Raw genomic sequence first — 23,399 nt, forward strand, 5'->3', positions numbered from 1 at the left:
TTTTCATAAAAACTTGATGGTACCTTACTAATTTTGTCCAACCTGTTCATACTCTCTTGGTTCAGACTGTTGACCTCTTACTCTTGAAAGCACCGTAAGCCAATGTAAATAATGCTCCACATAACAGGGCAATAAGATGAGCGATCAGATAATTCATATGACCATGGTTCTCTGACGCGGCAATTGCAAAGCCAGGAAGAGCCGTGGTTCCGAATCCTATGGCTGTCAGCTTGCTTAAATATACATATGCTCCCGCAATCATTCCTCCGAGGCATCCAGCAACCAAGGGGAACTTATACTTTAAAGTGACCCCAAAGATCGCTGGTTCCGAGATTCCAAAAAGTACAGACCCGAATGCAGAGTAACCCATTTCTTTAACCTTGGTGTCTTTGCGATTCAAAAGAATATACCCCAAAACGGCGCCCCCTTGAGCCATCAAAGCTACTGATGCCAATGGGTTGATAAAATTTCTGCCTGTATCGGTTAACAGCTGCGCTTCTACCGCACCCATAACATGATGTAAGCCTGTAATAACAATGATCTGCTGAATGCCTGCAAAAAACATAAAACCGAATATTCCTAGGTTTTGTGTCATCCAAAGCAGCGAAACAGTCACCAGACTAGCCAACTCTCGCCCAAGAGGGCCGATAATAGTAAACAATAGCAGGGAAGAAACAAAGACCGTCAGCAACGGAGCCAAAAATAGTTTAATCATGTCTGGAACCTTTTTGTTAAAAAACTGATCCAACTTGGCTACCACATATCCCATCATCAGAGAGATAATAATACCGCCCTGAAAGCCTACCAACTGTACGGGAAGGCCGAAAAGACTGATCGATTCCGGATTTTGGCTCCCTTTAGCTACCTCAAAGGCGTCCGCCAAGGCTGGATGAAGCATAATTGCACCCAGCACAAGCCCCAGAATCGGACGGCCGCCATATCTCTTGGTTGCAGAATAAACAACAAGCAGCGGCAGGATGGTGAAAATACCTGTGGAAACGATTTGAACAAAGCGATTGATCCCTTGGAAAATTGGATACATCTCCACAATCGATTTAGGGCCGAATAGCCCCTTCTGGCCTAATAGACCGGTGATCCCCATTAACAATGCGGCGGCAAGAATTCCAGGCATGATCTCAATGAAGACATCTGACAGCGATTTAATGGCTTTTTGAAAAGGATTTTGCCTTTGTGCGGACTTCGATTTGACGTCACTTAATGACATATCTTCCGTTCCGGTCAGTTTGGAAAACACGGCATAGATATTATTGACCAACCCTGCTCCAAAAATGATCTGTAGTTGATCCCCCGCTATGAAAACGCCTTTAACCAGATCAATATCTTCAATCATTTTTAATTCCGCTTTTTCATTGTCCTCAAGTACAATTCTTAATCTTGTGGCACAATGGGCCACACCGATAATGTTCTCTTCACCACCGATATATTTTAAAATTTCTTGAGAAATTTGCTTATACTGCTTTTCTTTTGCTTCCATCTAGTAAAACCTCCTCTAGCTGAATCAGATGTCTTCTTTAACAAATCTCCAGAACATGCCTAAAAAGTCCTGCTTTACCCTGGCAAGCGTTATGCCGACATGCATTAATTCATCACCGCCGAACAGCTCGCCAGTTTCTACATTTCTATAAACGTAGTCTGGATTCAAACCTTTGAATTTTAACGTTTTAATCGCGGCTGCGGGTTGGGATAAAACCTTGAAATAGCTGGCCGCCATTTCCGTTTGATCTTCCGACACAAAGTTCCATGCAGCTTCATTTTCATCAAACGGATTAATGATTCTATAAAACTTCCCAAATTGAATGAGCGATCTAATTTCTTTATATAGAGCTATCTGTTTTTTTACTATTTCTTTTTCCTCAACGGTTAATGTCGTCAGATCCAGCTCATATCCAAAATTCCCGGCCATGGCGACATAACCTCTGGTCTCCAAGGGAGTTATTCTACCCACTTGATGGTTGGGTACCGTGGAGACGTGTGCCCCCATAGTAATCGGAGGGTAGACAAGACTTGTTCCCCATTGAATCTTCAGTCGGCAAATGGCATCCGTATTGTCACTCGTCCAGGTCTGAGGCATGTAATAGAGCATGCCGGCATCAAAACGGCCTCCTCCACTAGAACAGCTCTCAAATAAGACATGGGGAAATCTTGATGTAAGCTCTTCCATAACACTATAGAGTCCCAGGATATAACGATGCGCAGTCTCCCTCTGTCTCTCAGGTGGCAAGGCTGCCGAACCCACATCCGTCATGTGACGATTCATGTCCCATTTTACATAAGTAATTGGAACGTCCGATAAAATATCGGAAACCGACTTAATAATGTACTCACACACTTCCTTCCTCGATAAATCCAACATCAGTTGATTTCTTCCCAACGTATACGGACGATCAGAGACATGGATACACCAATCGGGATGCCTTCTGTATAAATCGCTGTCTATGGATACCATTTCAGGTTCAAACCACAAACCAAACTCCATACCCAGATTTCGTATGCGGTTTGCAAGATCCAGCAATCCATCTGGAAGTTTGCGACGATCCACCACCCAATCGCCTAATGAAGTATTGTCATCATCCCGTTTTCCAAACCAACCATCATCCAATACAAACAGTTCCACTCCCACACTTTGAGCTTCCTTCGCCAACTGCTCAATCTTGTCGGCATCAAAGTTAAAGTAAGTGGCTTCCCAGTTATTAATCAGGATCGGCCGCTCTTTGTCACGAAAAGGCCCACGACATAATCTGTTCCTGTATAATTCATGATAAATTCTCGACATGCCGCCCAAGCCGTTTTCGGTGTATACCATGACCACTTCTGGCGTTTGGAACGATTCCTCAGGTTCAAGCAGCCATGTAAAATCAAAAGGATTAATCCCCATCGTGACTCTTGTGTTCCGATAGGAATCTACCTGGGTCTGGGCCGTAAAGTTCCCGCTGTACACCAGATTAAAGGCGTACACTTCACCCTGTTCTTCATCTGTTCCTTCTCTTACAAGTGCCATAAAGGGTGCCTGTTGAGGGCTGCTGGCTCCACGACAGCTGTCTACCATTTGAATTCCAGGTAAAATTTTTCGTCTTGCTATATTTTTTTCATTATTATGCGCACCGTACAAGGTAATTAGTTCATATTCATCATCACGAAAATCCACACTAGCACTTAACGCTTTAAGCAGTTTTAGCTGCTGCCGACCTTCATTATCGAAACGGACTGAACGGGTAATGACATCCCGCTTTGGATATAGGCTATAGGATAGTACAACCTTTACATTAATTAATGGGTCTTCAAGGACGATTTCCAGAGTTTCTACTTCGCCAGCATCTTCTGCATAAGTAGAAGGAAGCCCTTTCAATTTTGGTTTTCCTTGGTAAACCCGATGTTCTTTATAGCGAAAGTCTGTCACTGTAGAACCATTCTCCAATTGAAGCTGATACGCAGGAATCCTGAAATCACTATTTCCAAATGACGGATATTCTTGCGGGATAGTATCCAGTGAAAAGGCTCGATCCGAGCCATCGGGATTGGGTGAAAATCCTCTATCCATAAAGATGATTTTATTGCTTCCCCGATAGTTCTGAATTTTCTTTCCCCAATACAGATGGGCTAAATAACCATCTCGTATAACCTGCATGACATAACTCGTATTGCTGCCTTGTAAATGGAATAAAAGCTTCTCTTTATCGATGTGTATAGTCATAGCAACCTCCTTATAGCGCCAATAGTACGATTTCCGAAAAGTATAAATTATGTTGTTTACTCATTGTTTACATCCTAATAATAATTGAATAGTTTCAATAATTATATGGAATAATGTAGACTCTATATGAAACGGTGTGATAATATGCAGAGATGAACTAAGGGGTGAAAATAAATGAGTTCACACTTTTCCAATCATTCCTATAACAACCTGGATCTCAATTTATACACATGTGGCAAAGAAAGCTGTACCAGCAAGCACTCTTATGGTCCAGCCATTCGAAGCGGGTATATGGTGCATTATATTTTAAAAGGAAAAGGGATCTTTAAAGTCAACGATAAAATCTATCATTTGGAGAAAAACGATGCTTTCTTTATTGAGCCGAAGGTTTTAATTTACTACGAAGCGGATGAAGTCGACCCATGGGAATATGCCTGGATTGGTTTTAATGGGGTGCAAGCAAAAGAATATCTAAGCCGGACCTCTATCAATACGGACAATCCCATTTTCCGGTTTGAAGCAGAGGGCAGCCTTGCCCGCTGTATGGAAAGCATCGTCGTTTCTTCTACACTGAAATCCAACAAGGACCTACTGCTTGCATCCAAGCTGTATGAATTTCTGTATCTGATGTTTGAACATTACCCTAATCAGGAAGTCAACCATGAGGTAAGACAGCAGCGGTATATTAAAGAAGCGCTTCTCTTCATTCAACAAAACTATTCACACTTCATTACCGTAAGCGACATTGCCAAGTACATTTCAATTGACCGTTCGTATTTGCATCGTTTATTTAAACAGCAACTAAATAAGTCACCACAGGAATTTTTATTACATTTGAGGATTGAAAAATCGTGCTCCCTATTAAGAAATACTTCCCTTAAAATCGGGGATATTGCTCGGTCTGTAGGGTATAAAGATGTACTCCTATTCTCCAAAATGTTCAAAACGGTCAACAAGGTGACTCCATCCGAATACCGAAAAAACCCCCAGGAATAACACGCTTCGTTCGCAACTAAATTAGGCATATTCCTCCCAGAAAACAGAAAAATAGCGGCAGCATGGATCAACCTCATGTCCATACTGCCGCTATTGTCAAAAGAAAATAAAGTTCTAGACTGAAAAATAAAGTATTAGACTGACATCCAAAAAAACACATAAACAAGAATGATATTTCAGCGACATAGCCTGAAGTACAAAAGTCATATCCATAATTTCCGTCGGCTGTCGTCGCCTGCTGCTAACGAGGCGGCCTTCCGCCAACATGTATAATTTGCGGCCGTCCACCAATTATACTATTTGATGTTGCGGCGCATGGTTCTTTTCAAAGCCGATATCGCTTCTAACTCCAATTTGTTTCCCCATTATTTCTGGAATATTTGTACTTTGCACCAGGGTTGGAGCAAAGAATATCCCTTCACATTCAATAGATCGGTCATTGTTAAACGTAATTCGACTCACATATCATTGATGGGATTCAATTCGTTGGATGCTCTCTTCAACTAAGGCAATACCGTGATGTTTATTTCCGCACGTTGCTCGTCCGTTAGCAAGGAAGCATTGGTGACACGGTCAAGCGCTTTGTCCAGCCTGATATCATCTTCATATAATGCAAATTTGAATCATTCGGAGCAATCACGCTGATCTGCCGGTCCCTCAACTCCCATCCATCACAGAACGGACAGACAAAAGCGCTGGTGCCATACACTTCGGGAATCCCCTCAATGTCAGGCAATACATCTTTCATGCCTGTGGCAAACAAGAGCTTGCGACTGCGAACCGTCGCTTTCGAGCTCTCTAACTGAAGGCGAAAATCACCGTCACCTCCAGTAACAGATGACACCACCCCAGATTGGAATAGGACCGAAGGGTACTTCAATATCTGTTCCCTTGCAATCCGCCGGAATTCAGATGGCGTAATCCCAGCACGTGTCAAGAAGCCATGAGATTCTTTTGTCACATGATTTCTTGGCATCTCCTTATCGATTACCAGTACCCGTCTGCGTGAACGAGCCAGCACCAAGGCGCGTTCAGTCCAGCAGGGCCACCGCCAACAATCGCAACATCATATATTTCGGCCTCAGTCTCCGGTCATCTTCCTTCTACCTCCCTGATCAACATCGCAATCTTTAAAAGCTATTGGCAAGCCAAGTTTGCACGGATTCGGCTTCAGGCTTCCATCCAAGCAAGTTTCGAGCATGCAGAGAGCGAATTCGGCAATTCGTCGCAAGTGTATATTGAGCAAGAAGGCCAAATTCAGCAACCGCTTCTTCCAGAGACCAGCTCATCGTGCGTCCCTCATATCCAAGCGCCTCACTCACGTAACGGCTTAGATCACGGAACGATTCCTCGCCATTTTCTGCGAAAAAGTAAGAGGAGGATGGCGCTTTGTCTAGCGCAAGAAGATACAATTGGGCCAAGTCACGGATATGGACGTTCGACCATCTGTTCAGACCTTTGCTAATATAGACTCCGGCCTTCATTTCTTTCGATTTCTGTACAATCATTGGAAGCTGAATGCTGTCTCTTGGAAGTCCGAGAGACGTTCCATATACCATGGAAGGCACGATGACAATGCCTCGCACTCCTTGATCAACCCCTGCTTTACGCACCAGCTCATTGACTCGAATCGATTCCAAGTCCCTTGTTACAGGTGTTTCTTCGTTATAGATTTGCTCGCTCTGGAATTCGCCCTTGGCATCATCCCCAACGTTGCCTGAACCGGATGTGTGAATCAACGGCTTTCCTGTACCGCGCAAAGCGCTAATAAACGTCTCAATAGCCTTGCGGTGAGCAACGTCAGCTGTATGAATCACTCCATCGCTCCGTTTTGCGTAATCAGCCAGTATTTCCGTATCTCCAAGTGTGCCCACGACAGGCTCCACTCCAAGCTCTTTCAGCTCGTTTATTTGGCTGGTGCTCCGGGTCAGACCATAGATAGAATGTCCTGCATCGAGCAATACTTTAGCCACAGAACTTCCAATATATCCGGTAACGCCTGTCATAAATATTTTCATCGTTCGTCATCTCCCTAATCTAAGTTCTTAAAAGTAAAGTGATACGATCTGTCATTGCCTCCTATACTTAAATTAATAATAAGATATTATAGACCCACTATGTCTATAATGTAGCAAAAAAAAGGTGCGCGATTCAGCTTGCATTCATACAAAGAACCAGCTCCTTTGATCGCATGGACACGAAGTGCATAGTCGAGTTAAGAATAATTCATTTGCGCTCCAATTATCGACTCATCGAGTCCATAATCGACTGACTTAGCTCATTTTAGGGCTACGGATTACATATGTCAAGTACCTGGCTCGCCTAAACCGACATAAACCATTGTAATCTTAAACTTGTTGCTCTTAGCATCCCGTATGAGACGGGTTGCATAGCAACGTATTCCACATGCTATCAAGCGTACCAGAAGACTGAAAATATCTGGTCATAGACTCTGTCGAAATCAACTGGCAGTGGTTAAATAATTCAAAATTTTAAAAACAATTATTCAAAGCTGTTCGCAATTTCTTTGTTAGCTTTATGTCGTTCTCGTGCCAAATGTTTTTAACAACGAGCATCCGGTTTTTCGTTCCGCAATTATCTCAGCTCGGCCGATGAAGCTATCAACATTAGGATATCTTCTGCATATTATTTCAATAAATTGGCTTTTATTACGCCATATTTAATGCCAAAGAGAGACTATCCCTTTATTAATTGGAAATGATTTAACTCCAAATCAAAGTGATGGGCTTATTTTCTTTCTCCTAAGCACTACACTACATTAGACTGACGCTATTTCATTAAGCTAACGAGCAGATTAGTTTAAAGTCAATCGATATGAACCTTATCACAGGTAAGGTTATTTTTTTGTGCGCATTCATCAATAAAGAACAAAGCTCGCTATCACTTCAGCGAGCTCTGTTCTTTATAGTCAAAACCCAGTCAGAGTAAAACCCTGTTCGAGGTCTGAGATTAGAGCAGGATGAACAGGCTGCCATCTCAAGATTCTCCGGGTCAAGTTATCGAAAGAAATAGCACACTTAGGCGCGTTCTCATCCGCAGGTTAAACAGTATTCTGGACTGTTTAAACAGATTTATTATACACGTCTGCAAAAACTTTCGCAAAGTCTCCGACCTTGACTTTACCGAGGTGGTAGTCGGTGGCACGGAGGCTGGCGTAGAACTCGTCGGCGTTCTCGCAGGCGCGGTTCATTTGGGCAAAGGCGTTGGCAGTGTTTTCGTGGAAGCCGATTTTTTTCATATTCTCAGCAAGAGCTTCAACGGGGATTTGTTGGTATTTGGCCTCGATACCATTCTCAGCAAGGGCATTGAGCCAGTCGTTACCTGTGGCCCAGTCACTAACAATGAACTTCGCACTTTTACCCGATGGGGTGTGAGAAATCAGGGCGTAAGCGACATCCGCGATATCAACGGGGCTGACCCAGCCTTGTGGGATGTCAACTGAAATTGGGCTGAAGATGGTCTGCTGGGTTTTTAGGCTTTGCATGTCGGCAAAAAGATTGCTGTAAAAGCCGACAGGGCGGATGTGGACAACGTTCACGTCTTCAAGCGAGTTTAGCGCTTCTTCTGCAAAATGATAGCTGTAGAGAATGCCGGCGTTTGGGTTGTCGGCGCCGACTGAGCTGAGGTTGACGACGTTTTTTACGCCTGATTTTAGCACAGAGGCCTTATAATTTTCAGAAAGATCAATGGCGGTCTGCCACATGTCGGTGCCAGAGGCATAATTGATACCTGAAATCATGAGGTAGACGACGTCGCTACCTGCAAAAGCCTGCGCGAGGAATTCGACGTCGAGGTTTGAGCCGACCGCTGGTTTGGCACCGAGCGCTTTGATGTCGGCGATACGATCTTTGGAGCTTGTGATGACGGTAACATCGTGGCCGTCTGCGATTAGGGATGGCAGGTAGTTGCGGTTGATATTGCCGAGTGAGCCGAGAACTGTGATTTTCATTGTGTAATCTCCTTTTTTAATGTGATTTCGAGAAATGTATATCGCTTTTGAGACCGTTATCCCTTCCTCGATTGGCTATTCATTACAAGAGAGATTATACATCGGATAAATAAACTAAGTAAACTAAATTAACGAAATTAGTTAATTTAATATATTTATTAAATATTGTTTATCGATACCTCTATTTTGATATAATATGATTTGATGAGCATTAGAGGAGGCTTTAATCGTGAGAAAACCCGTGAGCGCAGATCAATATCTCAATAAAATCAAACCTGTAATTAGAAGAACCAGATTCAGCCAACTGAAAATTGACGATATCGCAAAACATATGGATATTAGTAAAGTGACGCTTTACAAGCACTTTTCATCCAAAGATGAAATCATCGAACAGGTTGTAGAGTATGGAATTCAGTATTTGCAGCAGGCTGACACCGTTGTATATGATGATTCCGTTTCATATATTGATCGATTTCAAAAAACGTTTCTAGAATCGTTAATAGGTGTTATTTATTTATCCGATTTGTTCCTGCAAGACCTCAAGGAGTTTTATCCACGACTTTTTGAAAATATTTCCGTTGCTCAACAAAATAGAATTAAAAATTTACAATCTTTTTTTCAATCCGGTATGGATAAGAAGATTTTTAACAGAATGCACGTTGCGCTGTCCTTAGTTCAAGACGATGCTACGCTTCGGCGCATTATGGAACCGACCTTTAGTATTCAATGGTATGATCTCACCTTGAAACAAGCCGTTATGGAATTTTATAAGATGAAACAGTATCAAGTGATTAGTCCTGAGTATCTGGATACTGTTGACGATTTCGTTATCGAAAAAGAAATCATTCGTATTTTACAAACCATTTCGTGAACGCGTTCGTTTCTCCCGACTTGCTCTTAGTGATGCTGTCGTCCGTTATCTGAGTAATCGTTGTAAAGTTTGTAGCTTATTACGCTAAGAAGGCCATCCTTGTAGATGACCATTAAACTTGCCGGTTAGAGACAGCGCAGTGAACCGTATCACAAGTAGGGCAAAATTTATGGTTATAACAAGGAACCTCTTCGAAAAAGTCGGAGAGGTTCCTTGCTAAAATAGAAAGTCGGTTGGTTATCTGATATATATTCTGCTAAGTGATGTTGACGTCCGCTCCAGTCCAATTGCAACGGATTATTGCATAGGGTTGCCTTGTGCTGCATTCGAGACAGTCTCCCAGGCTTCCCAGGTAGCTAGACGGTCAGCATAGATACCGCGTGCCATAGGCAAGACTTCCGAGCCGAGCGCAAATCGTAGGGGGGGTTCCGCTGCGTCCACGATCTTGAGAACGGCTTCTGCAGTCGCTTGAGGGTTGCCGCGTTTTTCGTTTGATAGACGCGTGAACACCTGCTTCCGTACATCGGCATAGACGTCCATTTCCGGTACTCGCTTACCTGAAGCGCCAAACTCGGTCGCATAGGCAGCGGGTTCGAGCAGCGTCACCTTAATCCCAAAGCCCTTGACCTCTTGCACCAGGCTTTCGTGGAGTCCTTCGACCGCCCATTTGGAGGAGCAATAGAAGCCGATGAGCGGCCTTGCCTCGATCCCAAGGGAGCTTGAAACGCTGAGCAAATGCCCGCTGCCCTGCTTCCTCAGCAATGGCAAGGCGGCTTGGATGACTCGAAGATAACCAAAGTAGTTCGCGTCAAACAGAGCGCGAACATCGGCTTCGCTTGCCTCCTCGACCATTCCGACCAAGGTGTAACCGGCATTATTGAGGACAACGTCCAGCTTGCCGAAATGGGAATGAGCCTGCTGAACGACCTGGCGAACCTGCTCAGCATCCGTTACGTCGAGCTGCATGGGAAGAACGAGATCTCCGAAACGTTCCTTCAAATCGGAAACGTCTTCCAATTTGCGGGCGGTAGCCGCAACCTCATCTCCACGCGCGAGCGCGGCCTCTGCCCATATGCGTCCTAAACCGCGAGAGGCTCCCGTGATGAACCAGACTTTTTTGTCCATGGTATACTCCTCCTTTAAATTCCCTGTTCTGTGTGGGATACTTAAATTAAAGCACCTAAATACGGAACTGTAAAGTTCCGGAACTGTAAAGTATCGAAAAAAGGGAGTTAAATTTTATGAATAAGATTAAAAATGAAGAGTCAGTCGGATCCAAATTAGCTGACAAAGTAGCGGAAAAACCAGCGAAAACATTAGGCCGTAAACGAGATCACACGCGGGATGCTAAAATCCTGGAAGCGACAATCGACATCCTCGCCGAAGCCGGTTTTGATGGAATGACAATGGACATGGTCGCAGCTAGAGCGAAGGCCGGGAAGGCGACAATGTATCGCCGCTGGTCCTCCAAGGCAGAGTTAGTCCGAGATGCCTTGACCTGGATGAATCGAAATCATCTTGAGCTTGACCTCTTGCCCGATACGGGAACCTTGCGCAATGATCTGCTCGCGCTATTGAAGCCGCAAACGATCGAAGAAGGTGAACGCAAACTTCGAGTACTCGCAGGCCTGGGCTCCTTTTTTTCGCAGAATCCGGAATCGGTTAACGGAGGGATTTTCGAACCGTGGGCTGTAGTGAATCGTGAGCTCATGCACCGGGCCGTCGGCCGCGGTGAAATCTCCACCCACGCGGACATTGAGATGGCTTGCCAGGTTATTACTTCAATGGCTTCTTATCGCGGACTCGTACAGCGCAAAACATTCGACAAGCATTTCTACACTTCGCTAATCGACGTTATCCTACTCCCTGCCCTCAAAAATCCGTTAACGTCTCCAAATGAAATGGAATAAGGAAGGCGACCTTTTGCTTGTGGAAAGAAAATCCTACCACGAATTGGTCATGATGGAAGGGTCATCCCAAAAGGATGGCCTTAAAACTTGCCGTTACAGACAGCACGGTGAACCGTATCACAGTAAGTCATTATGCTAACGGAAAACGATAGCTCATAAAAGACAAGAAGGCAGCCGATCATAGTGATCGGCTGCCTTTGTTTAACTAACGGGCAGGATAGTTTAAAGCTTTCGATAAATCGTATGGCCTTACGAAAGACAATAAAAGCGCAGCTCATGATTGGAAAAGACCGTTTAAAAGAGCACCACCAATTCCACTGGCAATTATGCAAATTTATTAGCATTAGCGCTGCGCCACTAGGCGTACTCGTCCCATTGGGCACTGCGGAACTCATGCTGGTTGCTATACAAGAAGCGCGTGCCAATTGCGACGAGCCGTTCGCTCTATATCATTCAGCGGTTACTTTGTATATTGGGTGCAGCAGGTCGTATCCCATGCCGTCAGCCCATATGTGCACCCTGAGAACACATAATCGTCCTTTAAGTATGGCCAGACGAGATTCCCAGCAAACGCAAAGCGAGTTTCAAGCTGTGGCGTTCTTCGTGTATTCGGTCAAATAATACACGGGGAATGGGAAAGTCATTTTTTCAACTATAAACAGTTGCCTGAAAGGGCAGAGAGGATTTCCTGTGTTGTCCGGGTACGCCCGATGCGTGGAAAAATGAAATTTTTTACGTAATCATGCCCGGTTTCGGAAAATCCAGTCATCGCGTCAATCGCCAAAATCAGCTGATACCCATGCATAAACGCTTCCCGCGCAGTCGTATCAACGCCCAACTCAGTAGCGATGCCGCATAAGACGATGGTATCAATTCCCCGGCGGCGCAACTGAAGGTCGAGCTCCGTTCCGTAAAAAGCCCCCCATTGCTTCTTCGTGATGATATGGTCTGTCTCGGTGACCCGCATTTCCGGGACGATTTGATCCCATCCTTCAGGCAGATTCAGGGGTGGTGCAGGCGAATCCAACTTAGGACGCGGGATATCCTTCAAATCTTTACTAGATACCCGGACCAGTGCAACCATTGAGCCTTGCTCACGGAAAGTATCTGCCAAGGCTGCGGCGTTAGACACTACCTGCTCAGCAGAATAAGGGGCGTATTGATTTCCTATCCACTTTTGCAAGTCAATAACAACCAACGCTGTTTTTTGTGGATCCCATAATCGTTCCATTCTGTATGTTCTCCTCATCTCTTCGATTTGACCGTATGTTTAGTTATGTGAACATATAGTCACTTGACTTCATGTTTCATATTTTGTACTATCATTCATGAATAGTCAAGGGGGAGATTTTTCTTATGAGTGTGACAAGGGAAGAGGTTTTAAAATCGGCGATGAAGCTTTTTAAGGAACATGGGTTTCTTTCGACGACGATACAGGATATTGCCGAGGATTGCGGTATTGCCAAAGGATCAGTCTATAAATATTTCCCTTCCAAGGAAGACCTCTTCAGCGAGGTGTTTGATCAATGCCATAACGCCTATTTTGATCAAGTCGATGAACTGAAACGCTTTCCCGAACTCTCGCCAGAAGAGCAGTTTCTGCAGCAGATCATTCTGCGATTCCGTTATTTTATGGAATACAAGCATATTCTGGTCGAATTCACGGAGCTCCCCATCCAACAGGATCCCAAGTTCCAGCCGCTTAGACACAAGGTTAGAGGGCGGCTCATCCGATGGCATAAAGAGTGCTTGATACAGGTTTATGGCGAAGAAATTTATCCGTTCCTGTGGGATTTGGTTTCCATCTATCGTGCGATTCTGAAGGAGTACTTATTTTGGATCGTTTATGAAGAAAAGTCTCTATCGCTTGAGGAAACGGCAAGGTTCATTTTGGATAAACTCAATGTGCTCGTTAAGCATATGATAGCCTCTAACCTGAAGCCTCTGCTGAAACAGGCTTCGTTCGAGAGGTATTTAAGCTGGGGGCTCGAGGACCGCCAAGGGGAGAGAGAGCAGTTCCTTACCGAGCTGTTCCGGGAGATGGATTCGGCCCTTAATGTTCTTCCATCCGGCGCAAAACATCGTTCGGAGTTGAAAGAGGTTTACCATTTTATCCAGAACGAAACTCGTAAAGCGGAACCGAACTTCCCGTTGCTGCAAGCTTCGCTCTACTTTTTGGAGAGAGAGAAAGAGCTTAAAAGTCAGGTCATCCAGTTAAGGAATATTATTTATTCAGGTAGGGGTAGGTAGCTTGTTATGTGAAATCAAATCTAACCCCATCGGGGACAAGAGTGAAGACTCTAGGGGTGGAGAGAACAATACGCGAAAAAGGTACGTCTAACGTTGTTACGGTTAGCGAGCATTCCGCTAACGGGAAACGTTAGTTCAAAGGAAACAGCGACAGTCTTGGACTTTATTTTCTCGTCCTTGGTTGTCGCTGTTTCCATTTTCTAGGCTCAGTCTAATTTTTTGCTGACAGCTATTCAACTAACATCAGTTCTGTTTTTGCTTCGCATAATACTCGGTGATCAGATCGAGGAACACCTTGGGAAACGCCAAGGTGGCCATATCCGCTTCGCTGATCCAGCGGTACCCCGCTGGCAGCGCATTATGCGCGTGCCCCGCCTGCTCAGCCAGCGCAATCAATGCACCTGGCTTCGCTTCGGTGCTGTAGCTGGCCCGCTGTTCGGCAGCCAGCGGATGTCCTCCCGCCTCCCCGGCAGGGACGGCGACCTCTTCACACTGGAACACACGCAGGTTCCAGTGAATGTGGCTGAACGTGTGCTCCGCCTCACGTACAAACCGCATCGGGCGCGCAAGCACGCCCTCAGCCAGCAAATGAGCCGCCAAATGGTCCATGGCGGGCTCATCCGGCACCGGGCCGTTGTAGCCCTCCGGCCCGGCAAGCTCATGCGGCAGCTCCCACATGCGGGCCAACAGGCCCTTGGCCGGGCGCTGCCGTACGAGCAGGCGGCCTGCGTTCGCTCCGCTGCCCTCGATGAGGGCTACGGAACGCGGCTCCAGCCGCGGCGGCTTCGCCTTGGTCTTGACTGGCAGCGTCTCCTCGCGACCTGCCAACCTGCCCGAGCAATGCTCCATGACCGGGCAGGTCAGACAATGAGGCGACTTCGGCGTGCAGACCAGCGCCCCCAGCTCCATCAGAGCCTGATTAAAATCAGAGGCCCTTCCTTCGGGAATCAGCTCCCGTACCAGACTTTCCATATGCGCCCGCGTGCTGCCCTTCATAATATCCTCTTCAATAAGAAAATAACGCGACAGCACACGCATTACATTTCCGTCCACAGCAGGCTCTGGTCGATTGAAGGCGATACTCATAATCGCCCCCGTCGTATACGGGCCTACTCCTTTCAGTGCAGCGACAGCCTGTGTATCATCCGGCACCTGCCCGCCGTGAAGCTCAACTACTTGTTTTGCCGCAGTTTGCAAATTCCGGGCCCGCGAATAATAACCCAGCCCTTCCCACAGCTTAAGCACATCCTCCTCGGGTGCTTCCGCCAACGCTTCAATTGTAGGAAAACGTGCAATAAAGCGATTAAAATACGGAATGACCGTATCGACACGCGTCTGCTGAAGCATAATTTCCGAGATCCAGATATAAAAAGGATTCCGATGGCGGCGCCACGGCAAATCACGTTTGTTACGTGTATACCAATTCAACAGTTCAAAGCTGAAATAACGCTTTTGTTCCAATGTATTTGTAGTCATCACATCACATCTCCTTATATTCGACAATCACAAAAGCAGAGGCAATGTTAGGCTGATGTGTAATACTCAAGTGAATGCTGTAATTCGAGTCACCTGTAGACGGCAATCTCAGTCTATCCCATGCGGATGAAGACAAATAAACGGCTGGCTTCCCCCCAGGTTCCGGTAAAATATCCATATCGCCGAACCCGATGATTTGCCCAATTCCGCAACCGAAGGCTTTCGTTATCGCTTCCTTGGCGGCAAAGCGCCCAGCTACGAACTCCGTTAGTCTACCCTTGCGTTCCACAGCAAGCTCACGTTCTGCCGGGGTCAGCACCCGATTCAAAAACGCATCTGCATATTTACCTGCTAAAATATGAGCCATACGGCTTATTTCCAGCACATCATGTCCAATTCCGTAGATCATTTGGGTATTCCCCGTCCTTTTTACTTTACTGGATCTATTGTAACAGTGCGTACACACCCTGGCGAGTCACAAAGGCGTAAAAGCGGCACCAAAATATGTTAAAATAAGAAAGGCTATAGGTGAATGTTTTGAAATTCAGCTCATATGCCCATTTAAAAAAAATCCCGTAGAAAGGAAGGATAGGATGTCAGAAACCATTATTGTTGAAGCAGGTACCGAAGCAGGAACAGATGCGGTGATCCGGGCTTCCTGGTTTCCCGCTAAAAATACAGCCAAAAGCCTGCTCATCATCGCTCACGGCTACAAAGGATTTAAGGATTGGGGCATGTTCCCCTATATAGCAGAAGCATTGAGTAAGGATAACCATGTTGTGACCTTCAACTTTTCACATAATGGCATAGGTGAGGATTTAGAGAATTTTACCGAGCTGGAAAAGTTCGCACGCAACACCTATAGCCGCGAACAAGAGGATTTGGAACTATTGCTGTCCAATCTGAGAGCACGTCATGAGTTCAGAGAATTGCCGTTGTTTCTGTTAGGACATAGCCGAGGCGCGGGAAGCTGCTTTGTATATGCTCTAGATCATCCCGGCGAGATTGCTGGCGTCATTTCATGGAATGGCGTGACAGATCTTGATTTGTTTACTTTACCGCAAAAAGAAGAAATGCGCGCCAAGGGGCGCAGCTATGTGGAGAACGCTAGAACCGGACAACAGCTTCCGCTGGATGCTGTCATTCTGGAAGACCTGGAACAAAATCACCAGCGTTTTGCCATTGTAGACAGACTTGCCAACAGCCAGCTCCCAGCTGTACTGATCCAGGGAACCGAAGATTCCAAACGTCTACGGGAGGGCTCTGCCCTGCTCACATCCGTTCGTCCCGACATCGAATGGGTACAAATTCAAGGCGGCAATCATACCTTTAATACCGTTCATCCATTCCGGGGAGGTAGCCTTCCACTGGATCAAGCGATTACTGAAACCCGCCGTTTCATTGAGTGGATCACCAATTAAATTATTGCCCCTTCAATACAAACGGCGATCCGCCGGGCGGATCGCCGCATTTATTTACTTCAGGATTTTACAATTCCATAATAATTAATGCTTACACTCCTGGGATGCTTGTCCGCTTATGCGCTGTACGTGTAAAGAAGCTTTCCAGCTTTTCGCGTGCCGCCGGGTCAATTTCCTTGCCTTCCAGGTAGTCGCTGTTTGCTTCGTAGGAGATCCCCAGTTCTTTTTCATCCGTCTGGCCTTCCCACAATCCTGCTGTAGGCGCTTTGTCCAAAATGGCCTGCGGAACTCCAAGATAGCTGGCCAGCAAGCGCACCTGACGTTTGTTAAGCGTGCTAAGTGGCGTAATATCAACCGCACCATCGCCCCATTTGGTATAAAAGCCTGTGATGGCTTCTGAAGCGTGATCTGTGCCAACGACGAGCAGATTCAGCTCATTCGCGAGTGCGTACTGAACCACCATACGTGTTCTTGCCTTTACATTCCCTCTCACTTGCGGAGTAATGGAACGCTCCAGACCGATATCCTTTAACGTATGCTCCACTTCCACGGCAACCTTGTCCACGGCTTCCTTAATGTTCGTTTCCCCAGCATATTTCAGGTCGAACGCTTTGGCTACCGCGTAGCTATGCTCGATATCTTCCTGTTGGCCGTATGGCTGGAATACACCCAGTGTTTTGTATTCGTCCCCTTGTTCCTGCGTCAATTCATCTGTAGCCCGCTTGCACAAAGCGGCTGCTACGGCACTATCAATCCCGCCACTGATGGCGATTAACAGCCCTTTGCTTCCCGTTTTCGTTACATACGACTTGAGGAAATCCACACGCTTACGGACCTCCGCCTCTACATTAATCGTAGGCTGTACTCCCAATTCAGCAATAATCTGTTCCTGCAAACTCATCAGATAAGCACCTCTTTTTTAGGAATTTCCTTCACAAGCCAACATGCAAAAGCCCCGGCAAGTTTCGCAGGCGAAAAATGCGGGGCATAGCTTGAGCAGTCTTACCGGCAAAAACGATCAAATGCACTGGTCAAATCAGCAGCGATCTGATCTGCCGAACGATCCTCCACCTGATGACGCTCGATGAAGTGAACCAGCTCGCCGTCTTTCAACAGCGCGATAGAAGGGGATGACGGTGGGTAAGGTGCGAAAAATTCGCGAGCCTTTGCCGTTGCTTCCTTGTCCTGTCCGGCAAAAACCGAATACAGATGATCTGGCGTAAGATCATGCTTCAACGCTTCAGCCACACCCGGGCGGCATTGGCCTGCGGCACAACCACATACCGAGTTCACAACAACCAACACTGTCCCTTTAGCATTAGGAAGCTTGGCCTCCACATCTTCAGAAGTACGCAGTTCCTGAATCCCAAGATTCGTCAGTTCATCGCGCATTGGCTGAACTGAATCTCTCATATATTGATCGAAAGACATAGACATATTCTTTCACTCCTTTTCCAAAAATCATGTATACTACGTTTTTAATTTCATCCTTTGCCGTAGTAAAGGCATGGACATCTAAACTTCATTATACAATCTTTTTCACGTAATTTGCAAAAATCCGGCTATATATTTGCACGATTATTTCTGTATCGAATTTATGACAGAAGGTTCAGCGTGATCCCGGTAAGTCGGGACGGTTCTGCGCAATCGGACTTTAAACTGCGTGCCCATTCCCTCCACCGAGTCTACGGCAATCGTACCGTGATGACGCTCCACTATACTTTGACATAAGGCCAGCCCCAAACCTGTACCTTTCGTTTTGGTGGTGTAAAAAGGTTGGAACAGCTTTTCAAGCTGTTTTTGCGGAATTCCCGGACCTGTGTCCTTTACTTCGAGTTCCACGAAATCCCCTTCCTCATGAGTCGAAATGGTCAACACCCCCTTTTCTCCCATAGCTTCCATCGCATTACGTGATAAATTAAGCAGCAACTGCTTCATTTCCTTAGGGTTCAAATGCAGCATCGTCACATGCTCCTCCAGCTTTAGCTCAATCGTCTGCCCCCTCAGATTCGCATCTGCCCACAATAAAGGCGTCAGTTCGCGAATAATATCATGCAGATGACATTGCTCCTTCTCGACAATCCGATTCTGGGCCAGTGAAAGGAAATCGTTAATAATTCCGTTCGCCCGGTCAAGTTCCTCCATCACAATACGGTAGTAATGGTTGAGAGATTCTGGACTTTTCTCACGCATAAGCTGTAAAAAACCACGCACAACCGCCATCGGATTACGTATTTCATGAGTAATGCCCGCTGCCATCTGTCCGACCAGACTGAGCCTCTCGAAATTGCCTAGCTCACTGCGCAGCGTCTCCAGCTCTGTAATATCTTGCAAGGCGATAATGACGCCTGTCGTTTGGTTTACGTGTTTATCCCGAATAGGAAGGAAACTTGAGAAGAATACTTTGGGAGTAACATTTATAAAATCAGCACCCGCCTCTCCTTGCAACGCTTTTGCAACTCGTTCGTTAACCACAGGCAAAGCGCTAAAACCATATAACGAGGTCAATGGACGGCCTACTACCTCAGGCAGTGTAATGTAGGGATCGAAGTCCTGGTAGAGTTCCAGCATCGTTTTGTTCATATGTATAACTCGTTCTTCGCTGTCCAGAGTAACAAGAGATAACGGCATCAAATCCATAACTTGACGCAGCTTATCCACTTCAATTAAGTATTTGCTCGTAAATTCAGTCACATCACGCCGCAGCGCCAGCTTCTCAAAGGCATTATGCATCAGACTCACGACCGTAAAACTTGCCAGCACCCCTGCACCAATATTCCAGAACGTTGTAAGTAAGTCAGGAACGTATACCGCAATATCCTGTTTGCCCCACAGTAGCGGAAATATCGCCTTAAACAGCATATCAGCCACAACATATGCGGAGATTAGGAGTTTTTTGTCCAACAAGGTTCCTCTTTGAAAAAACTTGACATGCAGCAGCATAAAAGGAAAAAGGATAAAACCCGTGCCCACATACATCGGGGACATTTCTGTCGACTGGGCTATAATCAGGACACCCATCAGTGCGGAAGCGGCGAGCACGAAGGCAGTGCGACGTCTACCGTACATGATGCCAACAGCAAGGGGAATAATACCGAGATTGGAAGGTAGACCATACGGAGACTGATATTGAAAGAGTGTACATAGCAATATGGCTGGCAAGCAACACAGATACAGTATTCCTTGATTGGGTCCAGGAAGCAGATTGCCGCCCCAAACCTTTTTCTTATCCCCATAATCCGTTAATATAGAGAAAAAACCCGCCGATATAACGGCAAGGAGAACTTGGAGCACACTTTCCTTCAACGCAATTAACAAGGACTTCTCCCCCTCATCATCTTTCCTTGACGCCGTTAGTTGAATTAAAGCACAGGCTACAATATATTACAATATATGTGTTAAAATCCCGGTGTAGAACGACAAAATCTGCTAAATACTAGATGTATATAACAGGAACGTTTTTACGCGTTTTAAATTCCTGCAAATTGAAATATATACGTGTTTACTGTGCTCTAAGGCTATCTGTAGCGACGGTATTACGATATGATGAAAAATCGGTTACACCATTCTGAATTTTTTGAAAATTTGTCGACGAAAAGGAAGAGGTTTATGACTTACGACGTTATTGTGATCGGAGGCGGCTCAGCCGGATTAATGGCTGCTGCCGCTGCCAGCGGTGAGGGCGCCAAGGTGCTTTTGCTTGAAAAAGGAAATAAGCTCGGGCGAAAGCTGGGGATCTCTGGTGGAGGCCGTTGCAATGTCACGAATGCCAAAGAGCTGGACGAACTCATTCGGCACATTCCCGGCAATGGCCGTTTTCTGCACAGTGCACTGGCGGCTTTCGGCAATCGGGATATCATCGCCTTTTTTGAACAGCTGGGTATAGCCTTAAAGGAAGAAGACAACGGGCGTATGTTTCCAGTGACGGACAAAGCCAAAACAGTTGTCGATGCTTTGATCAACAAGGTACGCTCTCAAGGAGTCGAGATTCGGACAAGCTGTCCTGTTCAAGAGGTTATTTACAATGAAGGTCATACGGCTGGGGTGCGGCTACGTTCCGGTGAAATCCTACATAGCCGTAATGTCATTGTAGCCGTTGGCGGCAAATCCGTCCCGCATACAGGCTCGGAAGGTGACGGCTATGCATGGGCAGAACAAGCAGGGCATACGATTACGGAACTGTACCCAACAGAGGTGCCGTTGACCTCAGGCGAGACGTTCATCCAGACGAAAGAGCTTCAGGGACTATCCTTACGCGATATCAGTCTGACCGTATGGAATACGAAGCAAAAAAAAGTTGTCGTCCATGAAGGAGATATGATTTTTACACATTTCGGTCTATCTGGCCCAACTGCTTTGCGGTGCAGTCAGTTTGTCGTCAAGGGAATGAAAAAGGATAAGGTAAACACGGTGTTGTTGACTCTGGATTTACAGCCTCACAAACATGCCGATGAAGTCTACCGTGAGACGCTGGAATTGGCATCGGTCGATGCTAAAAAAGCGATCAAAAATGTGCTTAAGCCTTATTTACCGGAACGCTTGATTCCATTGTTGCTCCAGCAAGCCGAACTGCGTGAGGACTTGACCTATGATCATATTCCCAAGCAGCAATGGCAAGAACTTGCTCATCGCATTAAGGCGTTTCCAATCCGTGTGAACGGTACGCTCTCTCTGAAGGAAGCATTTGTTACCGGGGGCGGTGTGAATTTGAAGGAAATTAATCCGAAAACGATGGAGTCCAAGCTGATGCCTGGACTGTTCTTCTGCGGTGAGATTCTCGATATTCACGGTTACACAGGTGGTTATAATATTACAGCGGCGTTTACGACAGGGCATACAGCAGGAACCCAAGCGGCTTTAAACGTGATGCTGTAGGAGTGGGAGGCACTACGCGTAGGCTTTGATCTTACGATCGCTGTCGCTTCTCCAGATTCAAATCCTCCGCTTCGCTAGAAACCGCCATTACAACCGCATTTTTAGGAAAAACAGGAAGTGAAAAAGACTTAAATCAGTTGTATTGCTGATTTAAGTCTTTTTTGTGTAATCGCGTATTGAACAAGCTCTATCTTGTTTTGACATTTGTCGCTATTCTATACCTCAATAATGATAGGTAAAATCATGGGTCTTCTCTTCGTCTGACTGTAAATAAACCGGCCAACATCATCTTTTAACATCTGCTTAATCAGTCCCCACTGACTCATTTCGATTTCTGTTAACTCGTTCACTGTGGACATAATCGTGTCGTGGATCTGACTCATGAGCTCTTCGGAATCCTTAACATATACAAAGCCTCTTGAAATGACCTCTGGCGTTGCGAGCATTTGTTTCTCATTTTTACTCAACGTCATCACAATAATCAGCATTCCGTCTGAAGAAAGCTTTTTACGGTCTCGTAGTACAATATTACCTACGTCCCCTGTTACCAACCCGTCTACCAAGCTATTGCCGGCTGATACTTTGGGCCCCAGGGATGCTCTTCCCTCTTCGATTTGAACAGTGTCACCGTTATGGACGATAAATACATTCTCCATCGGAATCCCCACAGACTCCGCTAGCTGACGATGCTGATACAACATCCTGAATTCACCGTGTATGGGAATCAAATACTCAGGTTTCATCAGGGTCATCATTAATTTTAATTCTTCCTGGCTGCCATGACCGGATACGTGCATTCCCGTGGAGCTGCCTGATCCATAAATAACCTGGGCACCCAGCACATACAAATTATCAATGACCTGGGAAAGGTTTCGCTCATTCCCCGGTATGGCTCCCGCAGCAATGATGACCGTATCACCAGGCAAAATTTCGATTTTGGGATGCAGGGAATTGGCTAAACGTGACAATGCGGCCATTGGCTCTCCCTGACTTCCGGTACATAAAACTGCAATTTCTTCTGCGGGGAACCGCTCTGTTTCCCCCGGCTCAATCAACAAATCCTCAGGCATATGCAAGAAGCCCAGCTCCTTGGCCACCGAAACCACATTTACCATACTGCGTCCGAGTAAAACCAGTTTGCGACCTGTTTCCACAGCCGCGTCAATGACTTGTTGAACACGGTTCACATTAGAAGCGAACGTGGAGATAAATACCTGCTGCTTGGCTCTGGCAAATGCATCTAGAATATGCCCGCCAACCAAACGTTCTGAAGGGGTAAATCCTGGTCTTTCCGCATTTGTACTTTCGGAGAGCAGCACTTTTACCCCCTTCTTTCCTATTTCAGCCATTCGATGAAGATCGGGAAAAGGTCCGCTTACGGGAGACATATCGAATTTGAAATCCCCGGTATGGACCACATTGCCTTCCGGTGTCTGAAAAAAGACACCCAGGCAATCCGGGATACTGTGGACCGTGGTGAAAAAGGAGGCTTGAATCGTTCCCGCTTGAACGGTTGAATCTGCATCTATAAGATGAAGCTCAGCATCACGTAAAAGATTGTGCTCCCTTAACTTAATCTTAATTAATTCGATGGTGAGCTTTGTGCCAAAAACGGGCATATTAATCTGTTTCAGCAGATAGGGAATACCTCCGATGTGATCTTCATGCCCATGAGTCACAATGAGCGCTCTGACTTTATCCTGATTTTCCAGCAGATAGGTGACATCGGGCACAATAAGGTCAATACCAGGCAGGTTCTCATCAGGAAACTTGGAGCCACAATCGATAACGACAATATCCTGGTCATATTGGATGAAATACATGTTTTTCCCGATTTCATTAACACCGCCTAGAGCAGCAACGAGTAATCTATTATCAGCATGTATCAATTTTATTTCCTCCTTAGGAAAATGCTATC

General features: G+C 45.9%; 20 protein-coding genes and 1 pseudogene. 7 read left to right on the forward strand and 14 right to left on the reverse strand.

From position 1 onward, the window contains the following. Nucleotides 1–61: 61 nt before the first annotated feature. Both WA407_RS24730 and WA407_RS24735 read right to left on the reverse strand, forming a co-directional pair. Entirely contained in the window at nt 62–1,495 is a 1,434-nt protein-coding gene (locus WA407_RS24730; RefSeq protein WP_235307234.1) for a PTS transporter subunit EIIC, read from the reverse strand. Between the two features lie 24 nt (nt 1,496–1,519). Next, nucleotides 1,520–3,712, reverse strand: coding sequence for an alpha-galactosidase (locus WA407_RS24735; RefSeq protein ID WP_336078616.1), 2,193 nt, complete (start codon nt 3,710–3,712; stop codon nt 1,520–1,522). Between the two features lie 174 nt (nt 3,713–3,886). Between WA407_RS24735 and WA407_RS24740 the strand changes: the two genes are divergently transcribed. After that, nucleotides 3,887–4,708, forward strand: a complete 822-nt coding sequence (locus WA407_RS24740; RefSeq protein ID WP_336078617.1) for an AraC family transcriptional regulator — start codon at nt 3,887–3,889, stop codon at nt 4,706–4,708. A gap of 171 nt (nt 4,709–4,879) precedes the next feature. On the opposite strand, the pseudogene WA407_RS24745 reads toward WA407_RS24740, so the two are convergent. From WA407_RS24745 to WA407_RS24760, 4 genes and pseudogenes are all read right to left on the reverse strand, one after another. Continuing rightward, nucleotides 4,880–5,067: pseudogene (locus WA407_RS24745) on the reverse strand (adenosylhomocysteinase); the annotation flags it as partial. A gap of 188 nt (nt 5,068–5,255) precedes the next feature. Next, entirely contained in the window at nt 5,256–5,669 is a 414-nt protein-coding gene (locus WA407_RS24750; RefSeq protein WP_336078618.1) for a hypothetical protein, read from the reverse strand. Between the two features lie 169 nt (nt 5,670–5,838). Continuing rightward, nucleotides 5,839–6,726: an NAD-dependent epimerase/dehydratase family protein gene (locus WA407_RS24755; protein WP_336078619.1), complete on the reverse strand. Its 888-nt coding sequence runs from the start codon at nt 6,724–6,726 to the stop codon at nt 5,839–5,841. A 1,064-nt stretch (nt 6,727–7,790) separates the two neighbouring features. Beyond that, complete coding sequence (locus tag WA407_RS24760; protein ID WP_250267436.1) at nt 7,791–8,678, reverse strand: NmrA family NAD(P)-binding protein; 888 nt, start codon at nt 8,676–8,678, stop codon at nt 7,791–7,793. 229 nt (nt 8,679–8,907) lie between these two features. Between WA407_RS24760 and WA407_RS24765 the strand changes: the two genes are divergently transcribed. Next, nucleotides 8,908–9,549 (forward strand): TetR/AcrR family transcriptional regulator, encoded by a 642-nt coding sequence (locus WA407_RS24765; RefSeq protein ID WP_336078620.1) that lies wholly within the window; start codon nt 8,908–8,910, stop codon nt 9,547–9,549. A 297-nt stretch (nt 9,550–9,846) separates the two neighbouring features. Here WA407_RS24765 and WA407_RS24770 read toward each other — a convergent pair whose 3' ends face one another. Then, nucleotides 9,847–10,674, reverse strand: a complete 828-nt coding sequence (locus tag WA407_RS24770) for an SDR family NAD(P)-dependent oxidoreductase (RefSeq protein ID WP_336078621.1) — start codon at nt 10,672–10,674, stop codon at nt 9,847–9,849. A gap of 116 nt (nt 10,675–10,790) precedes the next feature. Between WA407_RS24770 and WA407_RS24775 the strand changes: the two genes are divergently transcribed. Together WA407_RS24775 and WA407_RS24780 are read left to right on the forward strand one after the other, a co-directional pair. Further along, nucleotides 10,791–11,459 carry a TetR/AcrR family transcriptional regulator gene (locus WA407_RS24775; protein WP_336078622.1) on the forward strand — a complete coding sequence of 223 codons (669 nt, stop codon included), beginning with the start codon at nt 10,791–10,793 and terminating at the stop codon, nt 11,457–11,459. Nucleotides 11,460–11,702: 243 nt separating this feature from the next. After that, nucleotides 11,703–12,080 (forward strand): hypothetical protein, encoded by a 378-nt coding sequence (locus WA407_RS24780; protein ID WP_336078623.1) that lies wholly within the window; start codon nt 11,703–11,705, stop codon nt 12,078–12,080. 31 nt (nt 12,081–12,111) lie between these two features. On the opposite strand, the gene WA407_RS24785 is transcribed toward WA407_RS24780, so the two are convergent. Then, nucleotides 12,112–12,690, reverse strand: coding sequence for a hydrolase (locus WA407_RS24785; protein ID WP_235307223.1), 579 nt, complete (start codon nt 12,688–12,690; stop codon nt 12,112–12,114). A gap of 125 nt (nt 12,691–12,815) precedes the next feature. Here WA407_RS24785 and WA407_RS24790 point away from each other — a divergent pair, with 125 nt between their 5' ends. Next, nucleotides 12,816–13,709 (forward strand): TetR/AcrR family transcriptional regulator, encoded by an 894-nt coding sequence (locus WA407_RS24790; RefSeq protein WP_235307222.1) that lies wholly within the window; start codon nt 12,816–12,818, stop codon nt 13,707–13,709. A 243-nt stretch (nt 13,710–13,952) separates the two neighbouring features. Here WA407_RS24790 and mutY read toward each other — a convergent pair whose 3' ends face one another. Together mutY and acpS are read right to left on the reverse strand one after the other, a co-directional pair. Next, complete coding sequence (mutY, locus tag WA407_RS24795) at nt 13,953–15,185, reverse strand: A/G-specific adenine glycosylase (RefSeq protein ID WP_254329082.1); 1,233 nt, start codon at nt 15,183–15,185, stop codon at nt 13,953–13,955. Nucleotides 15,186–15,189: 4 nt separating this feature from the next. After that, entirely contained in the window at nt 15,190–15,594 is a 405-nt protein-coding gene (gene acpS, locus WA407_RS24800; RefSeq protein WP_069291092.1) for a holo-ACP synthase, read from the reverse strand. 184 nt (nt 15,595–15,778) lie between these two features. Here acpS and WA407_RS24805 point away from each other — a divergent pair, with 184 nt between their 5' ends. Further along, entirely contained in the window at nt 15,779–16,606 is an 828-nt protein-coding gene (locus WA407_RS24805; RefSeq protein ID WP_254329081.1) for an alpha/beta hydrolase family protein, read from the forward strand. A 91-nt stretch (nt 16,607–16,697) separates the two neighbouring features. Here WA407_RS24805 and nadE read toward each other — a convergent pair whose 3' ends face one another. The 3 genes from nadE to WA407_RS24820 all read right to left on the reverse strand — a co-directional run bounded on the left by nadE (nt 16,698) and on the right by WA407_RS24820 (nt 19,924). Then, on the reverse strand, nt 16,698–17,507 hold the full coding sequence (nadE, locus tag WA407_RS24810) for an ammonia-dependent NAD(+) synthetase (protein WP_025722646.1): 810 nt from the start codon (nt 17,505–17,507) through the stop codon (nt 16,698–16,700). Nucleotides 17,508–17,608: 101 nt separating this feature from the next. After that, nucleotides 17,609–18,043 carry a BrxA/BrxB family bacilliredoxin gene (locus tag WA407_RS24815; protein WP_023986978.1) on the reverse strand — a complete coding sequence of 145 codons (435 nt, stop codon included), beginning with the start codon at nt 18,041–18,043 and terminating at the stop codon, nt 17,609–17,611. A gap of 141 nt (nt 18,044–18,184) precedes the next feature. Then, on the reverse strand, nt 18,185–19,924 hold the full coding sequence (locus tag WA407_RS24820) for a two-component system sensor histidine kinase NtrB (protein WP_322162814.1): 1,740 nt from the start codon (nt 19,922–19,924) through the stop codon (nt 18,185–18,187). Nucleotides 19,925–20,215: 291 nt separating this feature from the next. Between WA407_RS24820 and WA407_RS24825 the strand changes: the two genes are divergently transcribed. Beyond that, nucleotides 20,216–21,481, forward strand: a complete 1,266-nt coding sequence (locus tag WA407_RS24825; RefSeq protein ID WP_322162812.1) for an NAD(P)/FAD-dependent oxidoreductase — start codon at nt 20,216–20,218, stop codon at nt 21,479–21,481. A gap of 215 nt (nt 21,482–21,696) precedes the next feature. Here WA407_RS24825 and WA407_RS24830 read toward each other — a convergent pair whose 3' ends face one another. Beyond that, the gene (locus WA407_RS24830; protein ID WP_069291088.1) at nt 21,697–23,367 is read right to left on the reverse strand and encodes a ribonuclease J; all 1,671 of its coding nucleotides are present in this window, start codon (nt 23,365–23,367) and stop codon (nt 21,697–21,699) included. Nucleotides 23,368–23,399 lie beyond the last annotated feature (32 nt).

Origin of the sequence: Paenibacillus sp. 203 (assembly GCF_037027525.1) — a bacterium.
GTDB lineage: Bacteria > Bacillota > Bacilli > Paenibacillales > Paenibacillaceae > Paenibacillus > Paenibacillus polymyxa_B.